This is a genomic window from Streptomyces sp. G45 (genome assembly GCF_049542095.1).
Taxonomy (GTDB): Bacteria; Actinomycetota; Actinomycetes; order Streptomycetales; family Streptomycetaceae; genus Streptomyces.
Map to the genome: position 1 here is coordinate 6,570,006 of NZ_JBMUZU010000001.1, position 20,016 is coordinate 6,590,021.

The 20,016-nt window shown below is 75.5% G+C and carries 16 protein-coding genes and 2 pseudogenes; 9 read left to right on the forward strand and 9 right to left on the reverse strand.

What is annotated here, in order from left to right; all coding sequences use genetic code 11:
- Window positions 1–19 precede the first annotated feature (19 nt).
- From ACOBQU_RS27725 to ACOBQU_RS27735, 3 genes are read right to left on the reverse strand one after another with little or no spacing between them, the layout of a single operon-like run.
- Entirely contained in the window at window positions 20–988 is a 969-nt protein-coding gene (locus tag ACOBQU_RS27725; RefSeq protein WP_423630593.1) for a helix-turn-helix domain-containing protein, read from the reverse strand.
- Window positions 989–1,046: 58 nt separating this feature from the next.
- Window positions 1,047–1,577 carry a TetR/AcrR family transcriptional regulator gene (locus ACOBQU_RS27730; protein ID WP_423630595.1) on the reverse strand — a complete coding sequence of 177 codons (531 nt, stop codon included), beginning with the start codon at window positions 1,575–1,577 and terminating at the stop codon, window positions 1,047–1,049.
- Entirely contained in the window at window positions 1,570–2,037 is a 468-nt protein-coding gene (locus ACOBQU_RS27735; RefSeq protein WP_423630597.1) for a DUF4260 family protein, read from the reverse strand. Before ACOBQU_RS27735 ends, ACOBQU_RS27730 begins: the two co-directional genes overlap by 8 nt.
- 198 nt (window positions 2,038–2,235) lie before the next feature.
- Here ACOBQU_RS27735 and ACOBQU_RS27740 point away from each other — a divergent pair, with 198 nt between their 5' ends.
- Entirely contained in the window at window positions 2,236–4,518 is a 2,283-nt protein-coding gene (locus ACOBQU_RS27740; RefSeq protein ID WP_423630598.1) for a helix-turn-helix domain-containing protein, read from the forward strand.
- 45 nt (window positions 4,519–4,563) lie between these two features.
- On the opposite strand, the gene ACOBQU_RS27745 is transcribed toward ACOBQU_RS27740, so the two are convergent.
- Window positions 4,564–5,556, reverse strand: a complete 993-nt coding sequence (locus ACOBQU_RS27745; RefSeq protein ID WP_423630600.1) for a nucleoside hydrolase — start codon at window positions 5,554–5,556, stop codon at window positions 4,564–4,566.
- A 537-nt stretch (window positions 5,557–6,093) separates the two neighbouring features.
- On the opposite strand from ACOBQU_RS27745, the pseudogene ACOBQU_RS27750 reads away from it, so the two are divergent.
- Together ACOBQU_RS27750 and ACOBQU_RS27755 are read left to right on the forward strand one after the other, a co-directional pair.
- Window positions 6,094–7,113, forward strand: a pseudogene (locus tag ACOBQU_RS27750) (sensor histidine kinase); the annotation flags it as partial.
- Between the two features lie 422 nt (window positions 7,114–7,535).
- Window positions 7,536–8,189 (forward strand): response regulator, encoded by a 654-nt coding sequence (locus ACOBQU_RS27755; RefSeq protein WP_423630601.1) that lies wholly within the window; start codon window positions 7,536–7,538, stop codon window positions 8,187–8,189.
- Window positions 8,190–8,660: 471 nt separating this feature from the next.
- Here ACOBQU_RS27755 and ACOBQU_RS27760 read toward each other — a convergent pair whose 3' ends face one another.
- Complete coding sequence (locus tag ACOBQU_RS27760) at window positions 8,661–9,545, reverse strand: glycosyltransferase family 2 protein (protein ID WP_423630603.1); 885 nt, start codon at window positions 9,543–9,545, stop codon at window positions 8,661–8,663.
- A gap of 388 nt (window positions 9,546–9,933) precedes the next feature.
- Between ACOBQU_RS27760 and ACOBQU_RS27765 the strand changes: the two genes are divergently transcribed.
- Complete coding sequence (locus ACOBQU_RS27765) at window positions 9,934–10,401, forward strand: hypothetical protein (protein ID WP_423630604.1); 468 nt, start codon at window positions 9,934–9,936, stop codon at window positions 10,399–10,401.
- 111 nt (window positions 10,402–10,512) lie between these two features.
- On the opposite strand, the gene ACOBQU_RS27770 is transcribed toward ACOBQU_RS27765, so the two are convergent.
- Entirely contained in the window at window positions 10,513–11,295 is a 783-nt protein-coding gene (locus tag ACOBQU_RS27770) for an SAM-dependent methyltransferase (RefSeq protein WP_423630606.1), read from the reverse strand.
- Between the two features lie 133 nt (window positions 11,296–11,428).
- Here ACOBQU_RS27770 and ACOBQU_RS27775 point away from each other — a divergent pair, with 133 nt between their 5' ends.
- Window positions 11,429–11,752, forward strand: a complete 324-nt coding sequence (locus tag ACOBQU_RS27775; RefSeq protein ID WP_423630608.1) for a nuclear transport factor 2 family protein — start codon at window positions 11,429–11,431, stop codon at window positions 11,750–11,752.
- A gap of 69 nt (window positions 11,753–11,821) precedes the next feature.
- Here ACOBQU_RS27775 and ACOBQU_RS27780 read toward each other — a convergent pair whose 3' ends face one another.
- The 3 genes from ACOBQU_RS27780 to ACOBQU_RS27790 all read right to left on the reverse strand — a co-directional run bounded on the left by ACOBQU_RS27780 (window position 11,822) and on the right by ACOBQU_RS27790 (window position 14,239).
- On the reverse strand, window positions 11,822–12,703 hold the full coding sequence (locus ACOBQU_RS27780) for a PhzF family phenazine biosynthesis protein (protein WP_423630610.1): 882 nt from the start codon (window positions 12,701–12,703) through the stop codon (window positions 11,822–11,824).
- Window positions 12,704–12,771: 68 nt separating this feature from the next.
- A complete protein-coding gene (locus ACOBQU_RS27785; protein WP_423634755.1) occupies window positions 12,772–13,239 on the reverse strand; it encodes a lamin tail domain-containing protein in 468 nt (155 codons plus the stop codon).
- 202 nt (window positions 13,240–13,441) lie between these two features.
- Window positions 13,442–14,239 carry an SDR family oxidoreductase gene (locus ACOBQU_RS27790; RefSeq protein ID WP_423630612.1) on the reverse strand — a complete coding sequence of 266 codons (798 nt, stop codon included), beginning with the start codon at window positions 14,237–14,239 and terminating at the stop codon, window positions 13,442–13,444.
- Between the two features lie 135 nt (window positions 14,240–14,374).
- On the opposite strand from ACOBQU_RS27790, the pseudogene ACOBQU_RS27795 reads away from it, so the two are divergent.
- The 4 genes and pseudogenes from ACOBQU_RS27795 (at window position 14,375) to ACOBQU_RS27810 (ending at window position 19,956) form a co-directional block, all read left to right on the forward strand.
- Window positions 14,375–16,005 (forward strand): annotated as a pseudogene (locus ACOBQU_RS27795) (alkaline phosphatase D family protein).
- Window positions 16,006–16,220: 215 nt separating this feature from the next.
- Window positions 16,221–17,519, forward strand: a complete 1,299-nt coding sequence (locus tag ACOBQU_RS27800; RefSeq protein ID WP_423630614.1) for a multidrug effflux MFS transporter — start codon at window positions 16,221–16,223, stop codon at window positions 17,517–17,519.
- Window positions 17,465–18,661 (forward strand): serine hydrolase domain-containing protein, encoded by a 1,197-nt coding sequence (locus ACOBQU_RS27805; RefSeq protein ID WP_423630616.1) that lies wholly within the window; start codon window positions 17,465–17,467, stop codon window positions 18,659–18,661. The genes ACOBQU_RS27800 and ACOBQU_RS27805 overlap by 55 nt, the downstream gene beginning before the upstream one ends.
- Window positions 18,662–18,933: 272 nt before the next feature.
- Window positions 18,934–19,956: a small ribosomal subunit Rsm22 family protein gene (locus ACOBQU_RS27810; RefSeq protein ID WP_423630618.1), complete on the forward strand. Its 1,023-nt coding sequence runs from the start codon at window positions 18,934–18,936 to the stop codon at window positions 19,954–19,956.
- Window positions 19,957–20,016: the final 60 nt, after the last annotated feature.

Here is a 20,016-nt window from a genome sequence, read left to right on the forward strand (position 1 = left end):
GGGTCCCGCCGCCCTGCCCTCAGCCCCCGCCCCCAGAAGGCGCCACGCTGCTCCGGTACGCCGCCGGAGTCACCCCCAGGACCCGGCGGAACCAGCGCGTCAGATGGGCCTGGTCCGCGAAGCCCACCAGGCCTGCGACCTCCGCCGGACGCCGTCCCGCCTCCAGGTACCCGCGGGCCCGCGCGACCCGGTGCTGGGCGAGCCACGCGTAGGGCGGCAACCCCATCGTCGTACGGAACGCGCGCAGCAACTGGTAGCGGGACAGGCCGAGTTCGGCGGCCAGTTGGGCCAGGGTGGGCGGGGTGAGGACGTCGTCGGCGAGGCGGGCGCACACCGTCCGGGCGACGGCCGCGGCGACGGCGGCGGTGCCGGGCGCGGTGGCGCGGGCCGGGCGGGCGGTGCCGTGGCGCCGGGCCAGTGTGCCGAGCAGGGCCGTGAGCCGGGACTCGGCGGTCAGGGCTGCCAGGGGGTCGGTTCCGGCCGGGGGCCCGCTGAGGGCGGTGTAGGTGGCGCGCAGGGCCGCCGCCAGCTCGCGGTCGTCGAGGACGGCCTCCCGGAAGTGCGGCAGGTCGCGCGCGGTGTCGGCGAGGAGGTGGGCCGCGGGGTAGAGGGCCCGGTACGCGTAGCCGCCGCCGGTGCCGGGGCGGCCGGTGTGGGTCTCGCCGGGGGCGAGGACGACGACGGCGCCGGGGCCGACGTCGAGGCGGGCGCCCCGGTAGTCGATGATCTCGCTGCCGCCGACGCAGACGCCGACGGTGAACTCCTCGTGGCTGTGCGGTGCGTAGCGGTGCCGGTCGAAGCGGGCGGTGAGCAGGTCGATGGTGTCGCCGCAGCCGAGGGGGGCGCGGGTCCAGACGGCGCGTTCACGGCCGGTGGGGCCGCTGCCGGGGGTGGGTGCCGTGCCGTCGGGGGCGGGGGCGGGGGCCGGGCCGCCGGGGGCCTCGGAGGCGGGGGCCGGGCCGTCGGCTCTCTGCGTGCCGTCGTCCATACCGCGCCCCCTTCGCCCCGCCCCGCGCCCCGGGGCCCGGGGCCCGCTCCCACGTGTGTCACCGCTGGAACGCCTCGATGCCCCGTTTCCATGCCACCGCCAGGTCGACGCCTTCGGGGAAGCGGCCGTGGATCTCCAGGATGATCATGCCGTGGGCGAAGGCCCAGACGGCGCGGGCCAGCTCCACGTCGTGCCCGCACACCCGCAGCAGCGGCTCCGCGGCGCGCTCCTCGAGGCCGGGCGGCAGCGCGTGCCGCGGCAGGGGGCGCTCGGTGGCCAGGCGGTACAGGTGGGGGTGGGCGAGGGAGTGGCTCCGGTAGGCGTCGACGAGGGCGGTCAGGGAGCCGGGGGAGCGGTCCAGGGCGGCCTCGCAGGCCGCCGCGGTCTCCGCGAGCTGCTGGGCGATCAGCTCCACCTCGACGGCGGACTTGTCGGGGAAGTGCTTGTAGAGCGACGGCGCCTTGATGCCGAGCCGGTCGGCGAGGGACCGCATGGTCAGGGCCTCCGCGCCCGCCTCCTCGACGAGGGCGCGGGCGGCGGCGGCGATCTCGCGGGCGCGGGGGGTGAGCCGCGGGTGCTCGTCAGCCACGCTGGAACCCTTCCTTCGTACGCAGTCCGTACCCGAAGACGCGATCGTACGAGATGTGGGCGAGCCAGCCGCACAGGGCCGCGAAGAGGGGGGCCCAGGTGAAGGGCGCCACCGCGTACACCGCGATGAGGGCGAGGGGGACCAGGGCGCGGTGCGCCGCGTTGTAGTACGGCACCGCGCGCGGCGGGAGCTGGCCGCGGGCCATGCGGGGCGCGTCCCGCACGCCGACCAGGAAGGTCAGGTCGGGGGCGATCAGGCCGACGAACGCCAGGGCGGCGGCGAGCCAGCCGTGGTTCACGCCCTCCAGGACGGCGAAGGCCGACCAGAACAACGCGTTGACCAGCCAGGCGGCTCGGCGGACGACGGCGACCGCGGTGAGAGGGGCGCGGTGGGGCGTGGCGGTGGGTGTGGCGGTGGGTGTGGCGGGCTCGGCGGCGGGTGTGGCGGTGGTACCGGACATGAGGGGCTCCTTCCGAAGCGGTGTCGAAGCCGCGTTGAAGCGGCGCCGAAGCGGTGGCTAATGCCGTTAGTCAGAACCGTACGGCTAACGGCGTTAGCCGTCAAGGGGTGGTGTCCCGGCACGCCGAACTCCGCGTTCCTCAACCGTTGTTGACGTCTCCGACGCCGTTGCAGCAGGATCCAGGCGTGGAGCGGACCAATGGGGTGGGGCGTGGTGGGCATGGGTGACGGCGCGCCCGCGACGCCGTTCGGGGCGGCGATGAAGCGGCGCCGGGGCAAGGCGGGCATGTCGCTGCGGACGCTGGCGGCGCGGGCCAACTACACGCCGGGGTGGCTCAGCAAGCTGGAGAACGGGCGGGGCCTGCCGACCGTCGAGGCGGCGCGCATCCTCGACACCGTGCTCGGCGCCGACGGCGAGCTGGTGGAGCTGGCCCGCGCCGGGCGGGAGCCCGGCGGGCCCGGACAGCCGCGGCCCGCGCAACTGCCGCCCGCGGTGGGCGGGTTCACCGGGCGATTACGGGAGCTGCGGCAGCTCGACGCGCTGCTCGCCGAGGCCGAACGCGACGGCACCGTGCTGCTCGCCGCCTTCGACGGCCCGCCCGGCGCGGGCAAGAGCGCCGTCACCGTGCACTGGGCGCACCGCGTCGCCCCCCGCTTCCCCGGCGGCGTCCTCTTCACCGACCTCCAGGCCCAGTCCCCCGACGGACGCCGGGCGCCCGCCGCGCGCGTCCTCGAACAGTTCCTCGTCGCGCTCGGCGTCCCCGCCAAGGACATCCCGCCCGAGCAGGAGCAGCGCGCCGCCCTGTTCCGGTCCCTCGCCCACGGGCGGCCCCTCCTCGTCGTCCTCGACAACGCCGCCGACTCCCAGCACGTGCGGCCCCTGCTCGTGGGCGCCTCCGGCTGCGCCGTCGTCATCACCAGCCGACGGCGCCTCACCGGGCTCGCCGCCTCCACGGGCGCCCGCCGCATCTCCCTCGGCCCGCTCACCGCCGACGAGTCGTACGGGCTGCTCAGCACGGTCATCGGCGAGGCGCGGGCGGACGCCGAGGCCACCGCCGTGCGCGAGCTGGCCCGCCAGTGCGACCACCTGCCGCTCGCCCTGCGCATCGCCGCCGAGCGGCTCGCCACCTACCCGCACCGCACCGTCGCCGACGCCGTCGCCGAACTCGCCGACGACGCGCTGCGCCTGGACGCCCTCGCCGACCGCGACGACCCGCACCTCGGCATCCGCTCCGTCTTCCTGTGCTCCTACCGTGAGCTGGACGAGCCCACCGCCCGCGCCTTCCGGCTGCTCGGCCTGCACCCCGCCTCCACCGTCACCGCGCACGCCGCCGCCGCGCTCCTCGGCCGGTCCCTCCCCGCCGCCCGGCACGTCCTCGAATCCCTCGCCACCGTGCACCTGCTCGAAGAGACCGGCCACGACCGGTACCGCTTCCACGACCTGCTACGGGACTACGCCGCCGAGCGCGCCCTCGCCGAGGAGGCCGAGCCCGACCGGGCGGCCGCCGTGGAGCGCCTCGCCGCCTGGTACACGTACACCGTGGAGGCCGCGAGCCGCGCCCTCGCCCCGCAGCGCGAGGTCGAACGGCTCGGCGAGACCCCGCCCGGCGTGCCGCCCATGGACTTCGCCAGCCCCGACGAGGCCCGCGCCTGGTGCGACGCCACCGCCGAGGAGATCGTGCCGATGGTCGCCCTCGCCGCCCGGCACCGGCTCGACGCCGCCTGGCAGATACCGCTGCGCCTGTGGGACTGGCTGCTGCTGCGCAAGCCCTGGAGCCTGTGGATCGAGAGCCACACCGTCGCGCTGCGCGCCGCCGCCGCGGCCGACGACACCGCCGCCCGCGCCTGGGTGGCGATGAACCTCGGCGAGGGCTACCGCCAGTCCGGCGCCCGCGACCAGGCCCGGCGGCACATCGCCCAGGGCCTCGAACTGCGGCGCGAACTGGGCGACCGGCACGGGCAGGCCTGGGCGCTGGCGTCCCTCGGCTTCCTCGCCACCGACGAGGGCGCCCCCGAGCAGGCCGCCGCGCGCTTCGAGCGGGCCCTCGCCCTCTTCGAGGAGATCGACGACCGGCACGGGCAGGCCATCATGCTGGCCAGCCTGTGCGAGGCCCGCTTCCGGCTCGGCGACCGGGACGGCGCGGGCCGCGCCTTCGAGGCGTCCCTGCGGCTCGCCCGCGCGCTCGGCGACTCCTACGGCGAGGGCCACCTGTGGTTCCGGCGCGGCACCGCCCACCACGCGGCCGGGGAGCACGCCGAGGCCCTGGACTGCCTCGACCACGCCATCGACTGCCGCCGCGCCGCCGGGGACGACTGGGGGCTCGCCGAGGCCCACCGGCAGCGCGGCGACGTGCTCGCCGCGCTCGGCGACGACCGCCGGGACGAGGCCCGCGCCGCGTGGGAGCGGGCCCGGGGGCTCTTCGGCGACCTGGGGGACCCGCGCGCCGCCGAGCTGGACGAGCGGCTGGGGGCGCGGGGCTGAGCGGCGGGCGGCGCGGGCCCCGCCGCCCGCGCGGCGGGGCCGGGCTCAGGCGGTGGCCGGGCCCGTCACCAGGGCCTTGCGGATCCGCTCCAGCGCCGTCGCCGTGTCCGCCGCCGCCGCGATCCGCACCGGAGGACGGCCGTCGAGGATGCCCGTGTCGGGGGTCGTGAAGGGACGGTCGTCGACCAGCGTCGCCCCCCGGCAGTGGCCCACCAGCTCCACCACCACCTGCCGCTCCTCGTACTGCGCTAGCTGCTCGTCGAGCAGGATCGCGGCGGCCAGCGGGTCGTGCATCACACAGCCGCGGGCGCCGCTCACCGAGCTGTAGATCCCGACGTACGTGTCGAGGATCCGCGAGGCGAAGCGGGCCGTCGCCGACGGTGCCGCCGCCACCTCGTCCAGGCACGGGCCGTCCGCCCAGGCGCCCTGGGTGACGTCCAGGGGGACCAGCGTCAGCGCGAAACCGGCCCGCATGACCTCCTCCGCGGCCTCCGGGTCGTGCCCGGTGTTGGCGTCGGCCCACGGGGAGTAGTTGCCCGGCACGCGGATCGCGCCGCCCATGTGCACGACGCCCCGCAGCAGCCGCGGCAGGCGCGGCTCCATGCGCAGCGCCAGGGCCACGTTGGTCAGCGGCGCGAGCGCAAGCAGCGTCAGCTCGCCCGGCCGCTCCCGGGCCAGCCGCACCAGCTGCTCCGCCGCCGACTCCGCCACCGGGCGGCGCGCCGACGCGGGTCCCGCCTGCCCGCCGAGGCCGTCCGCGCCGTGCACGAACTCCGCCGTCGCCACGGGCTGGGCCAGCGGGCCCGGGTGCCCCACGGCGACCGGTACGTCGGTCAGGCCCGCCGCGTCCAGGACGCGCAGCGCGTTCTCCGCGGCCTGCCGGGTCGGTACGTTCCCGTGCGCCGCGCCGACCGCGACGATCTCCACGCCGGGCTGGGCCGCCAGGTAGAGCAGGGCCCACGCGTCGTCCACCCCCGGGTCGGTGTCGACGACGACGCTCAGGGGCGCGGTGGAGTGCGGTGCGGCAGCGGACGCCATGAATACCTCTGCACGTGAGAACTGGTGAACGAACCCGGCCCCGGCAGTCTCCTGGACCCGCCGCCGGACCCGCCACTGTTTCCTTCAACAGGCAACACGGCAACACTGGTTGGGGCCGCTGACCTGAACCAGAGTGAGGGGCATGGCCCACACGTCCCTCCCGCCCGCGCGCGGCCCGCGCGGGGTCCGGTCCTTCGCCACGGGGTCCTTCGGCACGGGGTCCTTCGCTACGGGCTCCTTCGATACGGGCTGGGGCTACGCCCGCCCGTGAGCTGAGCCCCGCCCTTCCCGCCCCCTCCGTACGGGAACGGGTGCCGTCCCTCCGTACCGGAAGGGGTGCCGTCCGTACGGGACGTGCCGTCCGTACCGGAATGGGTGTCGGCACGTATGGACGGCGTGCTCCTGACATCCGAAGCTGTTCCGGGCATGTGCCGAGGCGACCGCCGATGCGGTCGTATGCGCTGACATGCCCGGACACAGCAGGCCGTGTCCGATCCGGGAGGATGGGACGGTGCCGTACGAAGGGAAGGAGCGCGGGTGTCGCTGTTCTGGCGGATCTTCTTGCTGAACGCCGTGGTTCTCGTGGTGGCCGCGCTCCTGCTGCTGAGCCCCATGGTGACCGTGTCCAGCCCCGTCCTGCTGGGCGAGGCGCTGGTGGTGCTCGGCGGGCTCGCCGCGATGCTGGTGGCCAACGCCGTCCTGCTGCGCGTGGGGCTCGGCCCCCTGCAGAAGCTGTCCCGGGCCATGGCCGCCGCCGACCTGCTGCGGCCGGGGGCGCGGCCGGTGCCCGCCGGGCAGGGGGAGGTGGCCCAGCTGATCGGCACGTTCAACGCCATGCTCGATCGGCTGGAGGCGGAGCGCGCCACCAGCAGCGCGCGTGCCCTGTCCGCGCAGGAGGGGGAGCGGCGCCGCGTCGCCCGCGAGCTGCACGACGAGGTCGGCCAGACCCTCACCGCCGTGCTGCTCCAGGTCAAGCGGGCCGCGGACCGGGCGCCCGGTCCGCTGCGGGAGGAGCTGTCCGCGGTGCAGGAGACCACGCGGGCCAGCCTCGACGAGATCCGCCGCATCGCGCGTCGGCTGCGGCCGGGGGTCCTGGAGGACCTGGGGCTCGTCAGCGGCCTGCGGGCGCTGGCCGCCGAGTTCACCGAGTCCGGCCTGGCCGTCCGGGACCGCTTCGACGCCGGGCTGCCGCGCCTGGACCAGGAGGCCGAGCTGGTGGTGTACCGGGTCACGCAGGAGGCGCTGACCAACGCCGCGCGCCACGCGGGCACGGGCCGCGCGGGCCTCGCCCTGCGGTGCGTACGGGACGGGGTGGAGCTTGTCGTGCGCGACGCGGGCGGCGGCATGGGCGCCGCCGCGGAGGGCTCCGGCATCAGGGGCATGCGGGAGCGGGCGCTGCTCATCGGGGGCCGCCTCACCGTGGGCGCGGATCCGGCGGGGCCGGGCACGATCGTCCGGCTCTGGGTCCCGTCGACCCGCACCGCCACCACCCGCCCCGGCACGACCACCCCGCCGCCCGCCCCCGTGCCGGGCGCCGCGCCGCCGATCGCCCCAGCGCCGGGCGTCGCGCCGCTGACCGGCACCGGCCACTCCACGGCGCGCCCCCCGGAGACCGCCGTGGCCCCTGCCCCGGACACCGTGCGCTCCAGTGGCACGGGCCCGGCCTCCGCGCCGGATCTCGGGATCGGCCCCGTGGCGGGAGGCGAGGCCGCCGTGCGCTTCGCCGCTGGTGCCGCCTCCGCCGCCTCCGCCGCTGGGGACGGCTGTGCCGCCGGGCGTTTCGCCGGTAGGGGCCCGGGCAGTGTGCGTCCCGTCGAGGCTGGTCTCGGGGGCGTGCGTCCGGCTGGGGAGCGGCAGGGTGCCGTGCCGCCCGACGAGACGGACGTGACCCCCGCCCCGGACACCGCGCGTCCCGCCGGGACCGGCCGCGGGGGCTCCGGACTCCGCCCCGCCGGGGCCCGCCGTGAGGAGGACCCCGTATGACCGCCCCCGCCCGGATCCTGCTCGCCGACGATCACGCCCTGGTGCGCCGGGGGGTCCGGTTGATCCTGGACGGCGAGGACGACCTCACCGTGGTGGCGGAGGCGGGGGACGGGGCCGAGGCGGTCGCGCTGGCGCGCCAGGCGCGGCCCGATCTCGTGGTGCTGGACGTGGCGATGCCCCGGCTCACCGGGCTCCAGGCGGCCCGGGAGCTGTCCCGGCTGCCCGACGGGCCCCGCATCCTGATCCTGACGATGTACGACAACGAGCAGTACTTCTTCGAGGCCCTGCGCGCGGGCGCCTGTGGCTACGTGCTCAAGTCCGTCGCCGACCGCGACCTGGTCGCCGCGTGCCGCGCGGCCATGCGCAACGAGCCGTTCATCTACCCGGGTGCCGAGAGCACGCTGATCCGCAAGTACCTCGCCCTCGTACGGCAGGGCCGCGACCTGCCCCGCAAGGCCATCACCGACCGGGAGGAGGAGATCCTCAAGCTGGTCGCCGAGGGCCATTCGTCCAGGGAGATCGCGGACCTCCTGAACATCAGCGCCAAGACGGTCGAGCGGCACCGCGCGAACCTGCTCCAGAAGCTCGGCCTGCGCGACCGGCTCGCCCTCACCCGGTACGCGATCAGGGCGGGCCTGATCGAGCCGTAGGCGCGGGGGCGCGGGGGTGCGGGGAGCGGCGCCGTGCGGGGCGGCTGCCCGCCGTAGCGCGTCGTGCGTGACATCGTCCGCCGCTCCGGGTCTGCGCGACTGGCGCGCCCTGGCTCGGTACGCGATCAGGGCGGGTCTGATCGAGCCGTAGGCGCGGGGGTGCGGGGGAGCGGTGCCGTGCGGGGCGGCTGCGCGCCGGGGCGGTGCTCACGTCGTGCGTCGAGTGGATTGTCGTCCGCGTCCCGCTCGTCGTCCGCGGCGGTCACTGGCGGGCGGCCGGGGCGCGTCGTGCGTGACATCGTCCGCCGCTCCGGGTCTGCGCGACTGGCGCGCCCTGGCTCGGTACGTGATCAGGGCGGGTCTGATCGAGCCGTGGGCGCGCGGGTGCGGGGGCGCGGGGGTGCGGCGCTCACGTCGTGCGCCGAAGGGATCGTCGTCCGCGCGGTGGGCCCGGTGGGACGCGGGCGGCGGTCAGATCACCGGCGGGCGGCCCAGGCGCGTCATGCGCCACACCGTCCGCCAGCTCATCGGCCGCCGCTCGCCGCCCGAGGTCCGTACGCCCTCGACGAAGCCGCCCGCCCAGGCGCGCAGGCCGCCGAGGGAGCGGGTGCGCAGGAGCGTGAGCAGGGTCCACACCGTCAGGTAGAGGGGAATGAGGGGCAGCGGCAGGCGGCGCCGGGCGAGCCAGACGCGGTTGCGGGCCGTCATGCGGTAGTAGACGGCGTGCCGGGCGGGGGAGGTCTTGGGGTGCTGGAGCAGCAGCGCGGGTTCGTACAGGACCTTCCAGCCCGCGTCCAGCGCCCGCCAGGCCAGGTCGGTCTCCTCGTGGGTGAAGAAGAAGTCGGCGGGCCAGTCGCCGGTCTCGGCCAGCATGTCCATGGAGAAGGCGTGGCCGCCGCCGAGGAAGGACGTGACCAGGCCCCGGCGCATGGGGTCCTTGGCGCGCAGCCGCGGGACGTGGCGCCGCTGGGTCTCGCCGGTCTCGTCGGCGATGCGGAAGCCGACGATGCCGAGCCGCGGGTCCTCGGCGAACAGCCGCTGGACCGTGCGGAACACATCGGGGTCGACCAGCAGCCCGTCGTCGTCCAGCTCGATCGCCACGTCCACGTCGCCGAACTCGCGCAGCCGGGCGAGGGCCACGTTGCGGCCCCCGGGGCAGCCCAGGTTCTCGTCCAGCTCGATCGCGGTGACCTCGCCGGGGTAGGCGGGGAAGTCCGGCAGCTCGGTGCCGTTGCCCACGATGACCACGCGGGTGGGCGGGACGTCCTGTTTGGCGACGGACTCCAGGAGGGCGTCGACGTCCTTCGGGCGGTTGCCCATCGTCACGATGGCCACACCCAGGCGCGGTTCGGACATGGCGGCCCCCTGGTCGGATGGTCGGATCACAGTGGTGCCGCGATGGTATCGGTTCACCGGAGGGACACCTTCGAGAAGGTGTGCGTTCGTACGGGATGTCGAGGGGGCGGCGGTGGGGGAGAGGGCCCCTCGGGGCGGCATTGGGGCGGCATGGGGGCGGCATGGGGGCGGCGTCGTGGTGGCTTCGGGGCGTGCGGCCGGTTTTGGTCGTGACATGACAAGAATCATGAGGGTGTGTCTTGCCCCCTCGGGGGTGCTGTGCCTCAATGCCCACGACCCGCTTCGCTGACGCTCTGTCAGATGTGGTGCGAACGGCACCCGTCGGGGACCCGGCGGCGCGTCCGGCGAGGCGGCACCCCACATCCCCCCCATGGAAAGCAGGCCCCTCATGAGGCACGGCAGATTCGCCCTCGGTACGGCGATGGGCGGCGCGGCGGTCGCCATCGGCGCCCTCGCCCTCGCGCCCGCCGCGGGCGCGGTGGAGCCGCAGGAGGCGACGATCGCCTTCGAGTGCGGTTCGTTCGGCTCGGGTTCGGCCTCCCTGAAGGCCACGCAGAACGGCACGGCGGCCACCATCACCGTGGCCACGGATGCCATCAAGGCGCCGGTCGACGTCGGCGCGGGCGCCGTCAACTCCACCCTCACCCTCGCCAAGGCCACCGGCGGCACCACCACGTTCACCGGCAGCGCCAACCCGGCCATACCCGCGGGCAGCCCCATCTCCAGCGGCCCGCTCAACGGCACCGTCGCCCCCGGCGACCGGCTCTCCGCCACGTCCCTCAAGGTCGTCGTCTTCGGCATCACGGTGACCTGCAACGCGACGTCGGCGCAGCAGCCGGGGCCGTTCACCTTCTGAGCGCCGCGTACGGGACGTCCCGTACGCGGGCGCCCCCCGACCGGCACCGCCGGGGAGCCGCCGCCCGGACGGCGGGCGGCGGCATCCGCGCCCCCGGGGGCGGGGGCTGCCTCAGCCCACCGGCACCAGCGTCAGATAGGCCAGGCCGAGGACGCCGCGGTAGCCGCGCAGCCAGGCGGACCGGTGCCCGTCGGCGCGCTCGCGGACGGCCTCGGCCTCCGGGTGCCCCGCGTTCGCGGCCAGCCACTCCTCGGTGTCGGCGAGGTACGCGGACTCGAACTCCTGCCACTCCTCGTCGCTCGCCGTCTCCACCCACAGCGGCCGGAAGCCCGCCGCGACCGCCGCGTCCACGAGGTCCGCCAGGCCCAGGTGCTCGTCGGCGCGGGCGCCCGGCCACATCGCCGCCAGCTCCGCCGCGGTGGGCGTCCGCTCCCAGAACCCCTCGCCGAGCACCACCCGGCCCCCGGGCCGCACCAGTCGGCGCAGCGCGCGCAACGCCTCCGCGGTGTGCGGGGGTTCGGCACCGGCCGGGCGCAGGGCCTGCGCGGAGCCGAGGCAGAGGACGACGTCGGCGGGGCCGCGCGCGGTGTCCGTGGCCGACTCCGCGGCGAACTCCACGCGGCCGTCGAGCCCGCGCTCCCGCGCCGCCGCACGGCCCCGCTCCAGGTCCGCCTCGTTGAGGTCGACGCCGACCCCCGTGGCTCCGGGGGCCCGTTCCAGGACGCGCAGGGTCAGCTCCCCCCAGCCGCAGCCGAGGTCGAGCACGGTGCCCGCGCCGCCGGTGCGGCGCAGCAGGGCCTCGGCGGCGCGCGCCGCGATGCGGTCGGCGCGGGCCTGGGACAGCGGGCCGTGGAAGGTGAGCCGGGTCAGACGGGGTACGTCGGTCGAGGTCATACGGGCAAGCTACGCGCCCGGCCCGCGGCACCACGACGCCTTTTCCCGGCGGCGGGCCCGGCGCCACCCCCGGCCCGGCGGCCCCCGGCGGCCCCCGGTGGCGAGCCCCCCGCCCCGGTGTGACCGTGGACGCATGACCATTCCCGTGGACCAGCTCAGCGACCCCACGGTCAGGGCCTTCGTCACGGCCCTGAACGCGGGCGACCAGAACGCCCTGTACGCCGTCCTCACCCCGGGCGCGACCATGTCCGACGACGGCTCCGACCGGAACCTCCGGGAGTGGCTGGACCGCGAGGCCTTCTCCTCCAACGGCCGTATGGACGTCGAGTCGGAGGCGGACGACGGCCGCGCCCTGGTGGCGAACTACCGCAACGACACCTGGGGCGCCATGCGCACCACCTGGCGGTTCACGGTGGACGGCGGCCGGATCTCCCGCTTCGAGACCGGCCAGGCCTGAACCGGGCGGGGGCCGAAAGGGGCCGACGGGGGGCCGGAAAGGCCCGCCGGTCAGGACGGGATCCGCCGGTCAGGACGGGATCCGCACCGCCGCCCCCGACACCCGCACCCGCGCGTCCCCTTCCCGCAGACCGACCGTGAGCACCCCGGGCCGCCCCATGTCCGCGCCCTGGTACAGGGTGAGTTCCGCGGCGGCCGGGACCAGGCCCAGCTCGCGCGCGTAGGCGCCGAACGCCGCTGCCGCCGCGCCCGTCGCCGGGTCCTCGACGACGCCGCCCACCGGGAACGGGTCGCGGACGTGGAAGACGTACTCCGTGTCCGGGTCGCGCCACACCAGTTGGACCGTCGTCAGGTCCAGGCGGAGCATCAGCGCCTTCAGGCGGTCGAAGTCGTACGCGAGGTCGGCGAGCCGCTCGCGGGTGGCGGCCGCGAGGACCAGGTGGCGGGCGCCCGCGAAGGCGATGCGCGGGGGCAGGTCCGGGTCGAGTTCGTCGGCCGACCAGCCGAGCGCGGCCAGGGCCTCGGTGACGTCGGCCGCCGCGGCCTGTTCGACGCGCGGCTCGACGCTGGTGAGGGTCGCCCGCAGCACCCCGTCGTCCTCGGCGACGGTGACCGGCACCGTGCCCGCCGGGGTGGCGAAGACGAAGTCGCCGGGGCCGCCGCGCTCGGCGAGCGCGACCGCCGTCGCCACGGTGGCGTGGCCGCAGAACGGCACCTCGGCCCGCGGCGAGAAGTAGCGCACGGTGAACGCGCGGCCCTCGGGGCCGAGCCCGGCGGGGCCGGGAGTGAGGAACGCCGACTCGCTGTAGCCGAGGTCCGCGGCGATCGCGAGCATGGCGGCGTCGTCGAGGCCGCTGGCGTCGAGGACGATCCCGGCCGGGTTGCCGCCCTTCGGATCGGTGGCGAACGCGGTGTACCGCAGGACGTCGGCGTGCTGGTCGTTCAGGCTCATGCCGACCGACAACCGCCGCGCGGCCGGGGGCTATTCCCGGCCGCGCGGCGGCGTGCGGACGGCGCGGCTCAGTGGCAGTTCTTGGTGCCGTCGTCGCGGGTCGTCCAGGAGCAGGAGTCGAGCTGCGCGCCGCTCGGCTTGATCAGGCGGGCCTTGTCGCTGGTGTTGTTCCAGACGTGCCAGCCGCGGCCCCAGTAGACGGTGCCCGCCCGGTCGCTGCCCTGGCCGGTGCGGACCTTCACCGTCTTGTGGGCGCCGATCCTGTAGCTGCCGAAGGTGTACGTGTAGCCGTTGTTGTCCTTGAGCTTGTAGCCCCTGAGCTGGATCGGACGCCCGGTGTTGTTGTGGATGTTCACCCACTCACCGTTCACCGAGGCGCGGGAGGAGGTGTCCCGGCCCGGGCTGTCGTACTGGATGTAGCCGAGGTGCAGCCCGCCCTGGTGGCGCGGGGCGGCGGACGCCGGGGCGGCGACGAGCAGCGGGGCCGTGACTGCGGTGGCGGCGAGGACGGCCGTGGCCGCGGAACGGATGCGCAACATGTGCTCCATGTGTGAAGTTCGTGTGGAGGGCTGCGAGCTTAGCCGCGTGTGCCGGGAGGGGTGAGCGGGTTCCGGCGCGTGACCGGAACTCGTCCCTGTCCCGGATACGGAATCCGTACGAGGCCGCGTGGTCGCCGCCTGCCCCCGGCCCCTCGCCCCCCCCGGCCCTCGCCCCCGTGCCGCCCGTCCCGACGTCCCGTCAGCCCCGCCCCACGTACGGCATCGTCGTCGCGAGGACCGTCGCGAACTGCACGTTCGCGGACAGCGGCAGCTCCGCCATGTGCCGCACGGTGCGCGCCACGTCGGCGACGTCCATCACCGGCTCCGCCCTCAGCTCGCCGTTGGCCTGGAGCACCCCGCGCCGCATCCGCTCGGTCATGTCGGTCGCGGCGTTGCCGATGTCGATCTGGCCCACGGCGATGTCGTACGGGCGGCCGTCCAGGGACAGGGACTTGGTCAGCCCGGTCAGGGCGTGCTTCGTGGCCGTGTACGCGACGGAGTGGGGGCGCGGCGCGTGCGCGGAGACGGAGCCGTTGTTGATGATCCGGCCGCCCCGCGGGTCCTGCTCCTTCATCTGCCGGAACGCCGCCTGGGCGCACAGGAACGCGCCGTTGAGGTTGGTGTCGACGACGTGGCGCCAGGCGTCGTAGGGCAGTTCCTCGACCGGCACGCCGCCCGGACCGAACGTTCCGGCGTTGTTGAAGAGCAGGTCGAGCCGCCCGAAGCGGTCGCGCACGGCGTCGAAGAGCGCGTCGACGTCCTCGGGCCGCGCGACGTCGGTCCGCACGCACAGGGTCCGCTCCGACGGCCCGTCCCCGGCCAGCTCCGCCGTCTCCCGCAGCGTCTCCTCGCGGCGGCCCGCGAGCGCCACCGACCAGCCCGCGCGCAGGAGTTCCAGGGCTACGGAACGGCCGATTCCGGATCCCGCGCCGGTCACCACGGCCGCCCGGGGCGTCGTGCTCGTGCTGTTCGGATGCGGCGTTCGCTCAGCGTTCATGGCGCCGCAGCGTACGGGAGGGCCCGCAACGCGGACATCATCTGCCCGCCATATGGCTGTTGTGTACGCGACAGTCCATCGTCGTCCCTCGCCATTTCAATGCCGTGTACAGCCATTCGTATGGGGAGGGGAACCATGACACCCGCAGGACAGCACGCACCCGAACTGCGCGCCGCCGCCCGCCACTTGGGCCGCCGCCGGTTCCTCACCGTCACCGGGGCCGCCGCCGCGCTCGCCTTCGCCACCAACCTGCCGACGGCCGGAGTCGCGGGTGCCGCCGAGCTGGACGCCGCCCGCGTCGGCGACGACCCCTTCACCCTCGGCGTCGCCTCCGGCGACCCGCAGCCCGGCTCCGTCCTCCTGTGGACGCGCCTGGCGCCCAAACCCTTCGAGGAGAACGGCGGCCTGCCCGCCAAGCGCGTCGTCGTCCACTGGGAGCTGGCCCGCGACCCGCGCTTCCGCCGCCCCGTCAGACGCGGCACGGCCATCGCGCACCCCGAGTTCAACCACTCCGTGCACGTCGAGGTCGACCACCTCGACGCCGACCGCGAGTACTACTACCGCTTCCGCACCGGCAAGTGGACCTCCGACACCGGCCGCACCCGCACCGCCCCGCGCGCCCACGGCGGCGCCGGCGCCCTCACCCTCGCCGCGGTGTCCTGCCAGGCCTACCACGACGGCTACTTCACCGCGTACAAGCACCTCGCCGAGGACGACGTCGACGTGGTCTTCCACCTCGGCGACTACCTCTACGAGTACGCCGTGAACTCCGTCGGCGGCGCCCGCAACTACACCGACCGCGTGCTGCCCGACGTCTTCAACCGCGAGACGCAGACCCTCGACGACTACCGCCGCCGGTACGCGCTCTACAAGTCCGACCCCGACCTGCGGGCCGCGCACGCCGCCCACCCCTTCGTCGTCACCTGGGACGACCACGAGGTCGAGAACAACTACGCCGACGACATCGACGAGAACGGCAACCCGCCCGAGGAGTTCCTGCTGCGCCGCGCCTCCGCGTACCGCGCGTACTGGGAGAACCAGCCGCTGCGCCGCCCGCAGCGGCCCACCGGCTCCGACATGCAGCTCTACCGCCGCCTGCAGTGGGGCCGCCTCGCCCAGTTCGACATCCTCGACACCCGGCAGTACCGCTCCGACCAGGCGTACGGCGACAAGGCGCACGTGCCCGGGCCCGAGTCCCTCGACCCGAAGCGCACCATCACCGGCGCCTCCCAGGAGCGCTGGCTCATCGACGGCTGGCGCCGCTCGCACGCCCTGTGGAACGTCGTCCCGCAGCAGGTCGTCTTCTCCCAGCGCAAGTTCGAGGACAAGCCCGTCTCCAAGCTCAGCATGGACGCCTGGGACGGCTACGCCGCCTCCCGGCAGCGGGTGCTCGCGGGGCGCGCTCGGCCCGGGTCGACAACCTGATGGTCCTCACCGGCGACGTCCACGTCGGCTACGCCTTCGACATCCTCGACGACTTCGACAAGCCGTCGTCCAAGGTCGTCGGCACGGAGATCGTCGCGACGTCCATCGCCTCCGGCAAGGACGGGGCGGAGCGGCCCGCCAACTGGGAGACCTACACCCGGGCCAACCCGCACATGAAGTTCTACAACGGGCGGCGCGGATACGTGACCGTGGCGCTCGGGCGGGACGAGGCGCGGGCCGACTTCAAGACGGTCGACAGGATCACGACGCCCGGCGCCGCGATTACGACGGCCGCGTCGTTCGTGACGGAGGCGGGCAACCCGGGCCTGCACCCGGCGTAGCCCTCGCGGGGTGCGCCCCGGACCCGCCCCTTCCCGAACCAGGGGCGGCTGCCCCTGGCACCCCGCCTTAGGTGCCGCTCCGCGGCTCGTCCTCAAACGCCGGACGGGCTGGAACCCCGCGCCCCCCGGGGTTTCGGGAAAGGGGCGGGATTCGGGAGCCCCCGGCTGGGCCTGAGACGATGGTGGGGACAACGATGGCTACCGGGAGGGGCGCGATGGCGGAGATACGGACCGAGGGCGAGACAGCGCGGGCGACGGGCACCCCACCCGTCGCCCGCCACGTGGCGACCGGCACCCTCGTCACCCTCATCCTCGGCGGCCTCACCGCCATGCCCCCGCTGTCCATGGACATGTACCTCCCGGCCCTGCCGGAGGTCACGGACGCGCTCAGTGCCCCGGCCGCCACCATCCAGCTCACCCTCACCGCCTGCCTCCTCGGCATGGCCCTCGGCCAGCTGGTGGTGGGGCCGATGAGCGACAAGTGGGGCCGCCGCACGCCCCTCCTGAGCGGCCTGCTCGTCTACGTGGTGGCGACCGCGGTGTGCGCGTTCGCGCCCACCGCGGAACTGCTCATCGCCTTCCGCCTGGTCCAGGGCCTCGCGGGCGCGGCGGCCATCGTGATCGCGCGGGCCGTGGTCCGGGACCTGTACGACGGCGTGGAGATGGCCCGGTTCTTCTCCACGCTGATGCTGATCTCCGGGGTCGCCCCGGTCGTCGCGCCGCTGATCGGCGGCCAGGTGCTGCGCCTGACGGACTGGCGCGGCATCTTCGTCGTCCTGACGGTGATCGGCGTCGCGCTCACGGTCCTGGTGTGGCGCCTGCTGCCGGAGACGCTGGCGCCCGCCGACCGGCACGGCGGCGGCGTCGGCACGGCGCTGCGGACCATGCGCCAACTGCTCGCCGACCGCGTGTTCACCGGCTACATGGTGGCGGGCGGCTTCGCCTTCGCCGCCCTGTTCGCGTACATCTCCGCGTCCCCCTTCGTCGTGCAGGAGATCTACGGCGCCTCGCCGCAGACCTTCAGCCTGCTCTTCGGCGTGAACTCCATCGGCCTGATCATCGTCGGCCAGGTCAACGGCAAGCTGCTCGTCGGCCGGGTCAGCCTCGACAAGGCGCTCGCCATCGGCCTCGCCGTGATCGCCGTCGCCGCGATCGCGCTGCTGCTGATGACGGCCGGGGCGTTCGGCGAGGTCGGCCTCGCCCCGATCGCCGTCGGCCTGTTCGTGCTGATGTCGGCGATGGGCCTCGCGATGCCCAACACCAACGCCCTCGCCCTGATGCGCACCAAGCACGCCGCGGGCTCCGCGTCCGCGCTGCTCGGCACCTCCTCCTTCCTCATCGGCGCGATCGCCTCGCCGCTGGTCGGCATCGCGGGCGAGAAGACGGCCGTGCCGATGGCCGTCGTCCAGCTGGCGTGCGCGGTGGCGGCCGCCGCCTGCTTCGTGGGACTGTGCCGCCCATGGCAGCGGACGAGCGGGGAGCGCACGGCCGCGGAGCGGGAGACGAGCCGCTGACCGCGCCCCGGGACCCGCGCCCCGGCACTCCCGAGAGCGCCGGACTCGACCCCGCGCCCCTGCGCCGCCTCGCCCGCGACGTACGGGACCTCACGCGCGGGGAGCGGCCCTGGTGCGCGGGCGCCGTGGTGCTCGCGGGCCGCGGCCCGGTGATCGCGGTCGAGGAGGCCGCGGGCTGGGCGGTGCGCTACGCGGCGTACGACGAGGAGGCCGACGCGGGCGTGGAGCTGCCGCCCGAGCGGCGCGTGCCCATGACCGTGGGCACGCCCTTCGACCTGGCCTCGCTCACCAAGCTGTTCACCACCGTCGTCGCCGTGCGGCAGCTGGAGCGCGGCGCCCTCGCCCTCGACGCGCCCGTCGCCCGGTACGCCCCCGAGCTGACCGGCGCCGCGCGGCACGGCGTCACCGTGCGGCAGCTGCTCACGCACACCTCGGGCCTGCGGCCGGAGCTGCCGCTGTACGACCTGCCCGACGTTCCGGCGCGGTGGCGCGCCCTGTGCGAGGAGGCACCCGCCCACGAGCCGGGCGCCTACCTCTACTCCGACCTGAACCTGCTCCTCCTCCAGCGCGTCCTGGAGCGCGTCACCGGCCGCCCCCTGGACGCCCTCGTCCGCGACGGCGTCACCCGGCCGCTCGGCATGACCGCCACCGGCTTCGGGCCCTGCCCCGGCGCCGCCGCCACCGAGGACCAGCGGCGGCCGTGGGGCAAGGCCGACCGGGGCCTGCTGCGCGGGGTCGTCCACGACGAGAACGCCTGGGCGCTCGGGGGCGTGGCGGGCCACGCCGGGCTCTTCTCCACCGCGCGGGACCTCGCCGTGTTCTGCCGGGCGCTGCTGGCCGGGGGCGGTGGGGTGCTCGCGCCGTCCTCCGTCGAGCTGATGCTGGCGCCGCCGGGGCTCGGCTTCGGGGTGGACCAGGGGTGGTTCATGGGGGAGCTGGCCGGGGCGGGTGCCGCCGGGCACACCGGATTCACCGGTACGTCCCTCGTCCTCGACCCGGCCTCGGGCTCCTACCTCGTCCTGCTCGCCACCACGGTCCACCCCCGGCGTCGGCCCCCGGACAACGGGCCCCGGCGGGCGGCGGCCACGGCCCTGGCGACGTCCCTCGCGGGTGCGCCCCAGACCCGCCCCTCCCCGAACTAGGGGCCGCCGCCCCTAGCACCCCGCCCTCCATCGGCGCTCCGCGCCTCGTCCTCAAACGCCGGACGGGCTGGGTCACTCGCTTGCTCGCCGTGTTCGGCTCTCCGTGATCCGCCGCTTCGCGGCGGATGTTCTCCCGCCCACCCGCCCCCTCCGGGGCGGGTGGGCTGTATCCAGCCCGGCGATGAACGGGGGTGCCAGGGGGCTGGCCCCCTGGTTTCGGGAAAGGGGCGGGTCTGGGGCGCACCCGCGAGGGCACCGCCTAAAATCACCAGGTGCACGACCACCCTTCCCCCGCAGAGACCCTCCGCGCCGCGCTCGCCGCCCTCCTCGAGGACCTCCCCCCGCGGACCGCGACCCAGGCGGTGGACCGCCTGATCGCCAACTACCGGGGGGCCACCCCCACCGCGGCCCCCGTCCTACGGGACCGCGCGGACGTCACCGCGTACGCGGCCTACCGCATGCCCGCCACCTTCGAGGCGGTCCGCTCCGCGCTGCGGGAGTTCGCCGACGCGACCCCCGAGGGGTGGGCCCCGTCCGGGCACACGGACATCGGCGGCGGCACGGGCGCGGCGACCTGGGCGGTGAACGCCACCTGGCCGGGCGAGCGCCCGGTGACGGTCCTGGACTGGGCGGAGCCCGCCCTCGCCCTGGGCCGCGAACTGGCCCGCGCCAACGCCGAGTTGGCGGGCGCCCGCTGGCAGCGGGAGCGCATCGGCGCCGCCCTCGCCGTGGCGCCCACGGCGCTGGTCACGATCTCGTACGTCCTGGGCGAGCTGACCGAGGCCGACCGCGCCTCGGTGGTGACCGCGGCGGCGGACGCCGCCACGGACGCGGTCGTGGTGGTGGAGCCCGGCACCCCGGACGGCTACGCCCGGGTCATCGAGGCCCGGGACCGGCTCGTCGCGGCCGGGTACACGGTGGCGGCCCCCTGCCCGCACAGCGCGGCCTGCCCGATCGTGCCGGGCACCGACTGGTGCCACTTCTCGGCCCGGGTCAGCCGCTCGTCGCTGCACCGCAAGGTGAAGGGCGGCTCACTGGCGTACGAGGACGAGAAGTTCAGCTTCGTCGCGGCGGTACGGGGCGACGGCGCCGCCGCCGAGGGGCTCGCGCCCGCCGCGCGGCGCGTGGTGCGCAAGCCGCAGATCCGCAAGGGGCAGGTGCTCCTGGAGCTGTGCGACGCGGACGGCGCGCTGCGCCGGGAGACCGTGACCAAGCGCCACGGCCCGCTCTACCGCGAGGCCCGGGACGCCGACTGGGGCGACGCCTGGCCGGACACGGGGGACGAACAGGGGTGAACCACCCCGAAGAGGGCGCCGTCCCGTCGTACGGGACAGCCCTCGGGAAGGCCGGGAGAC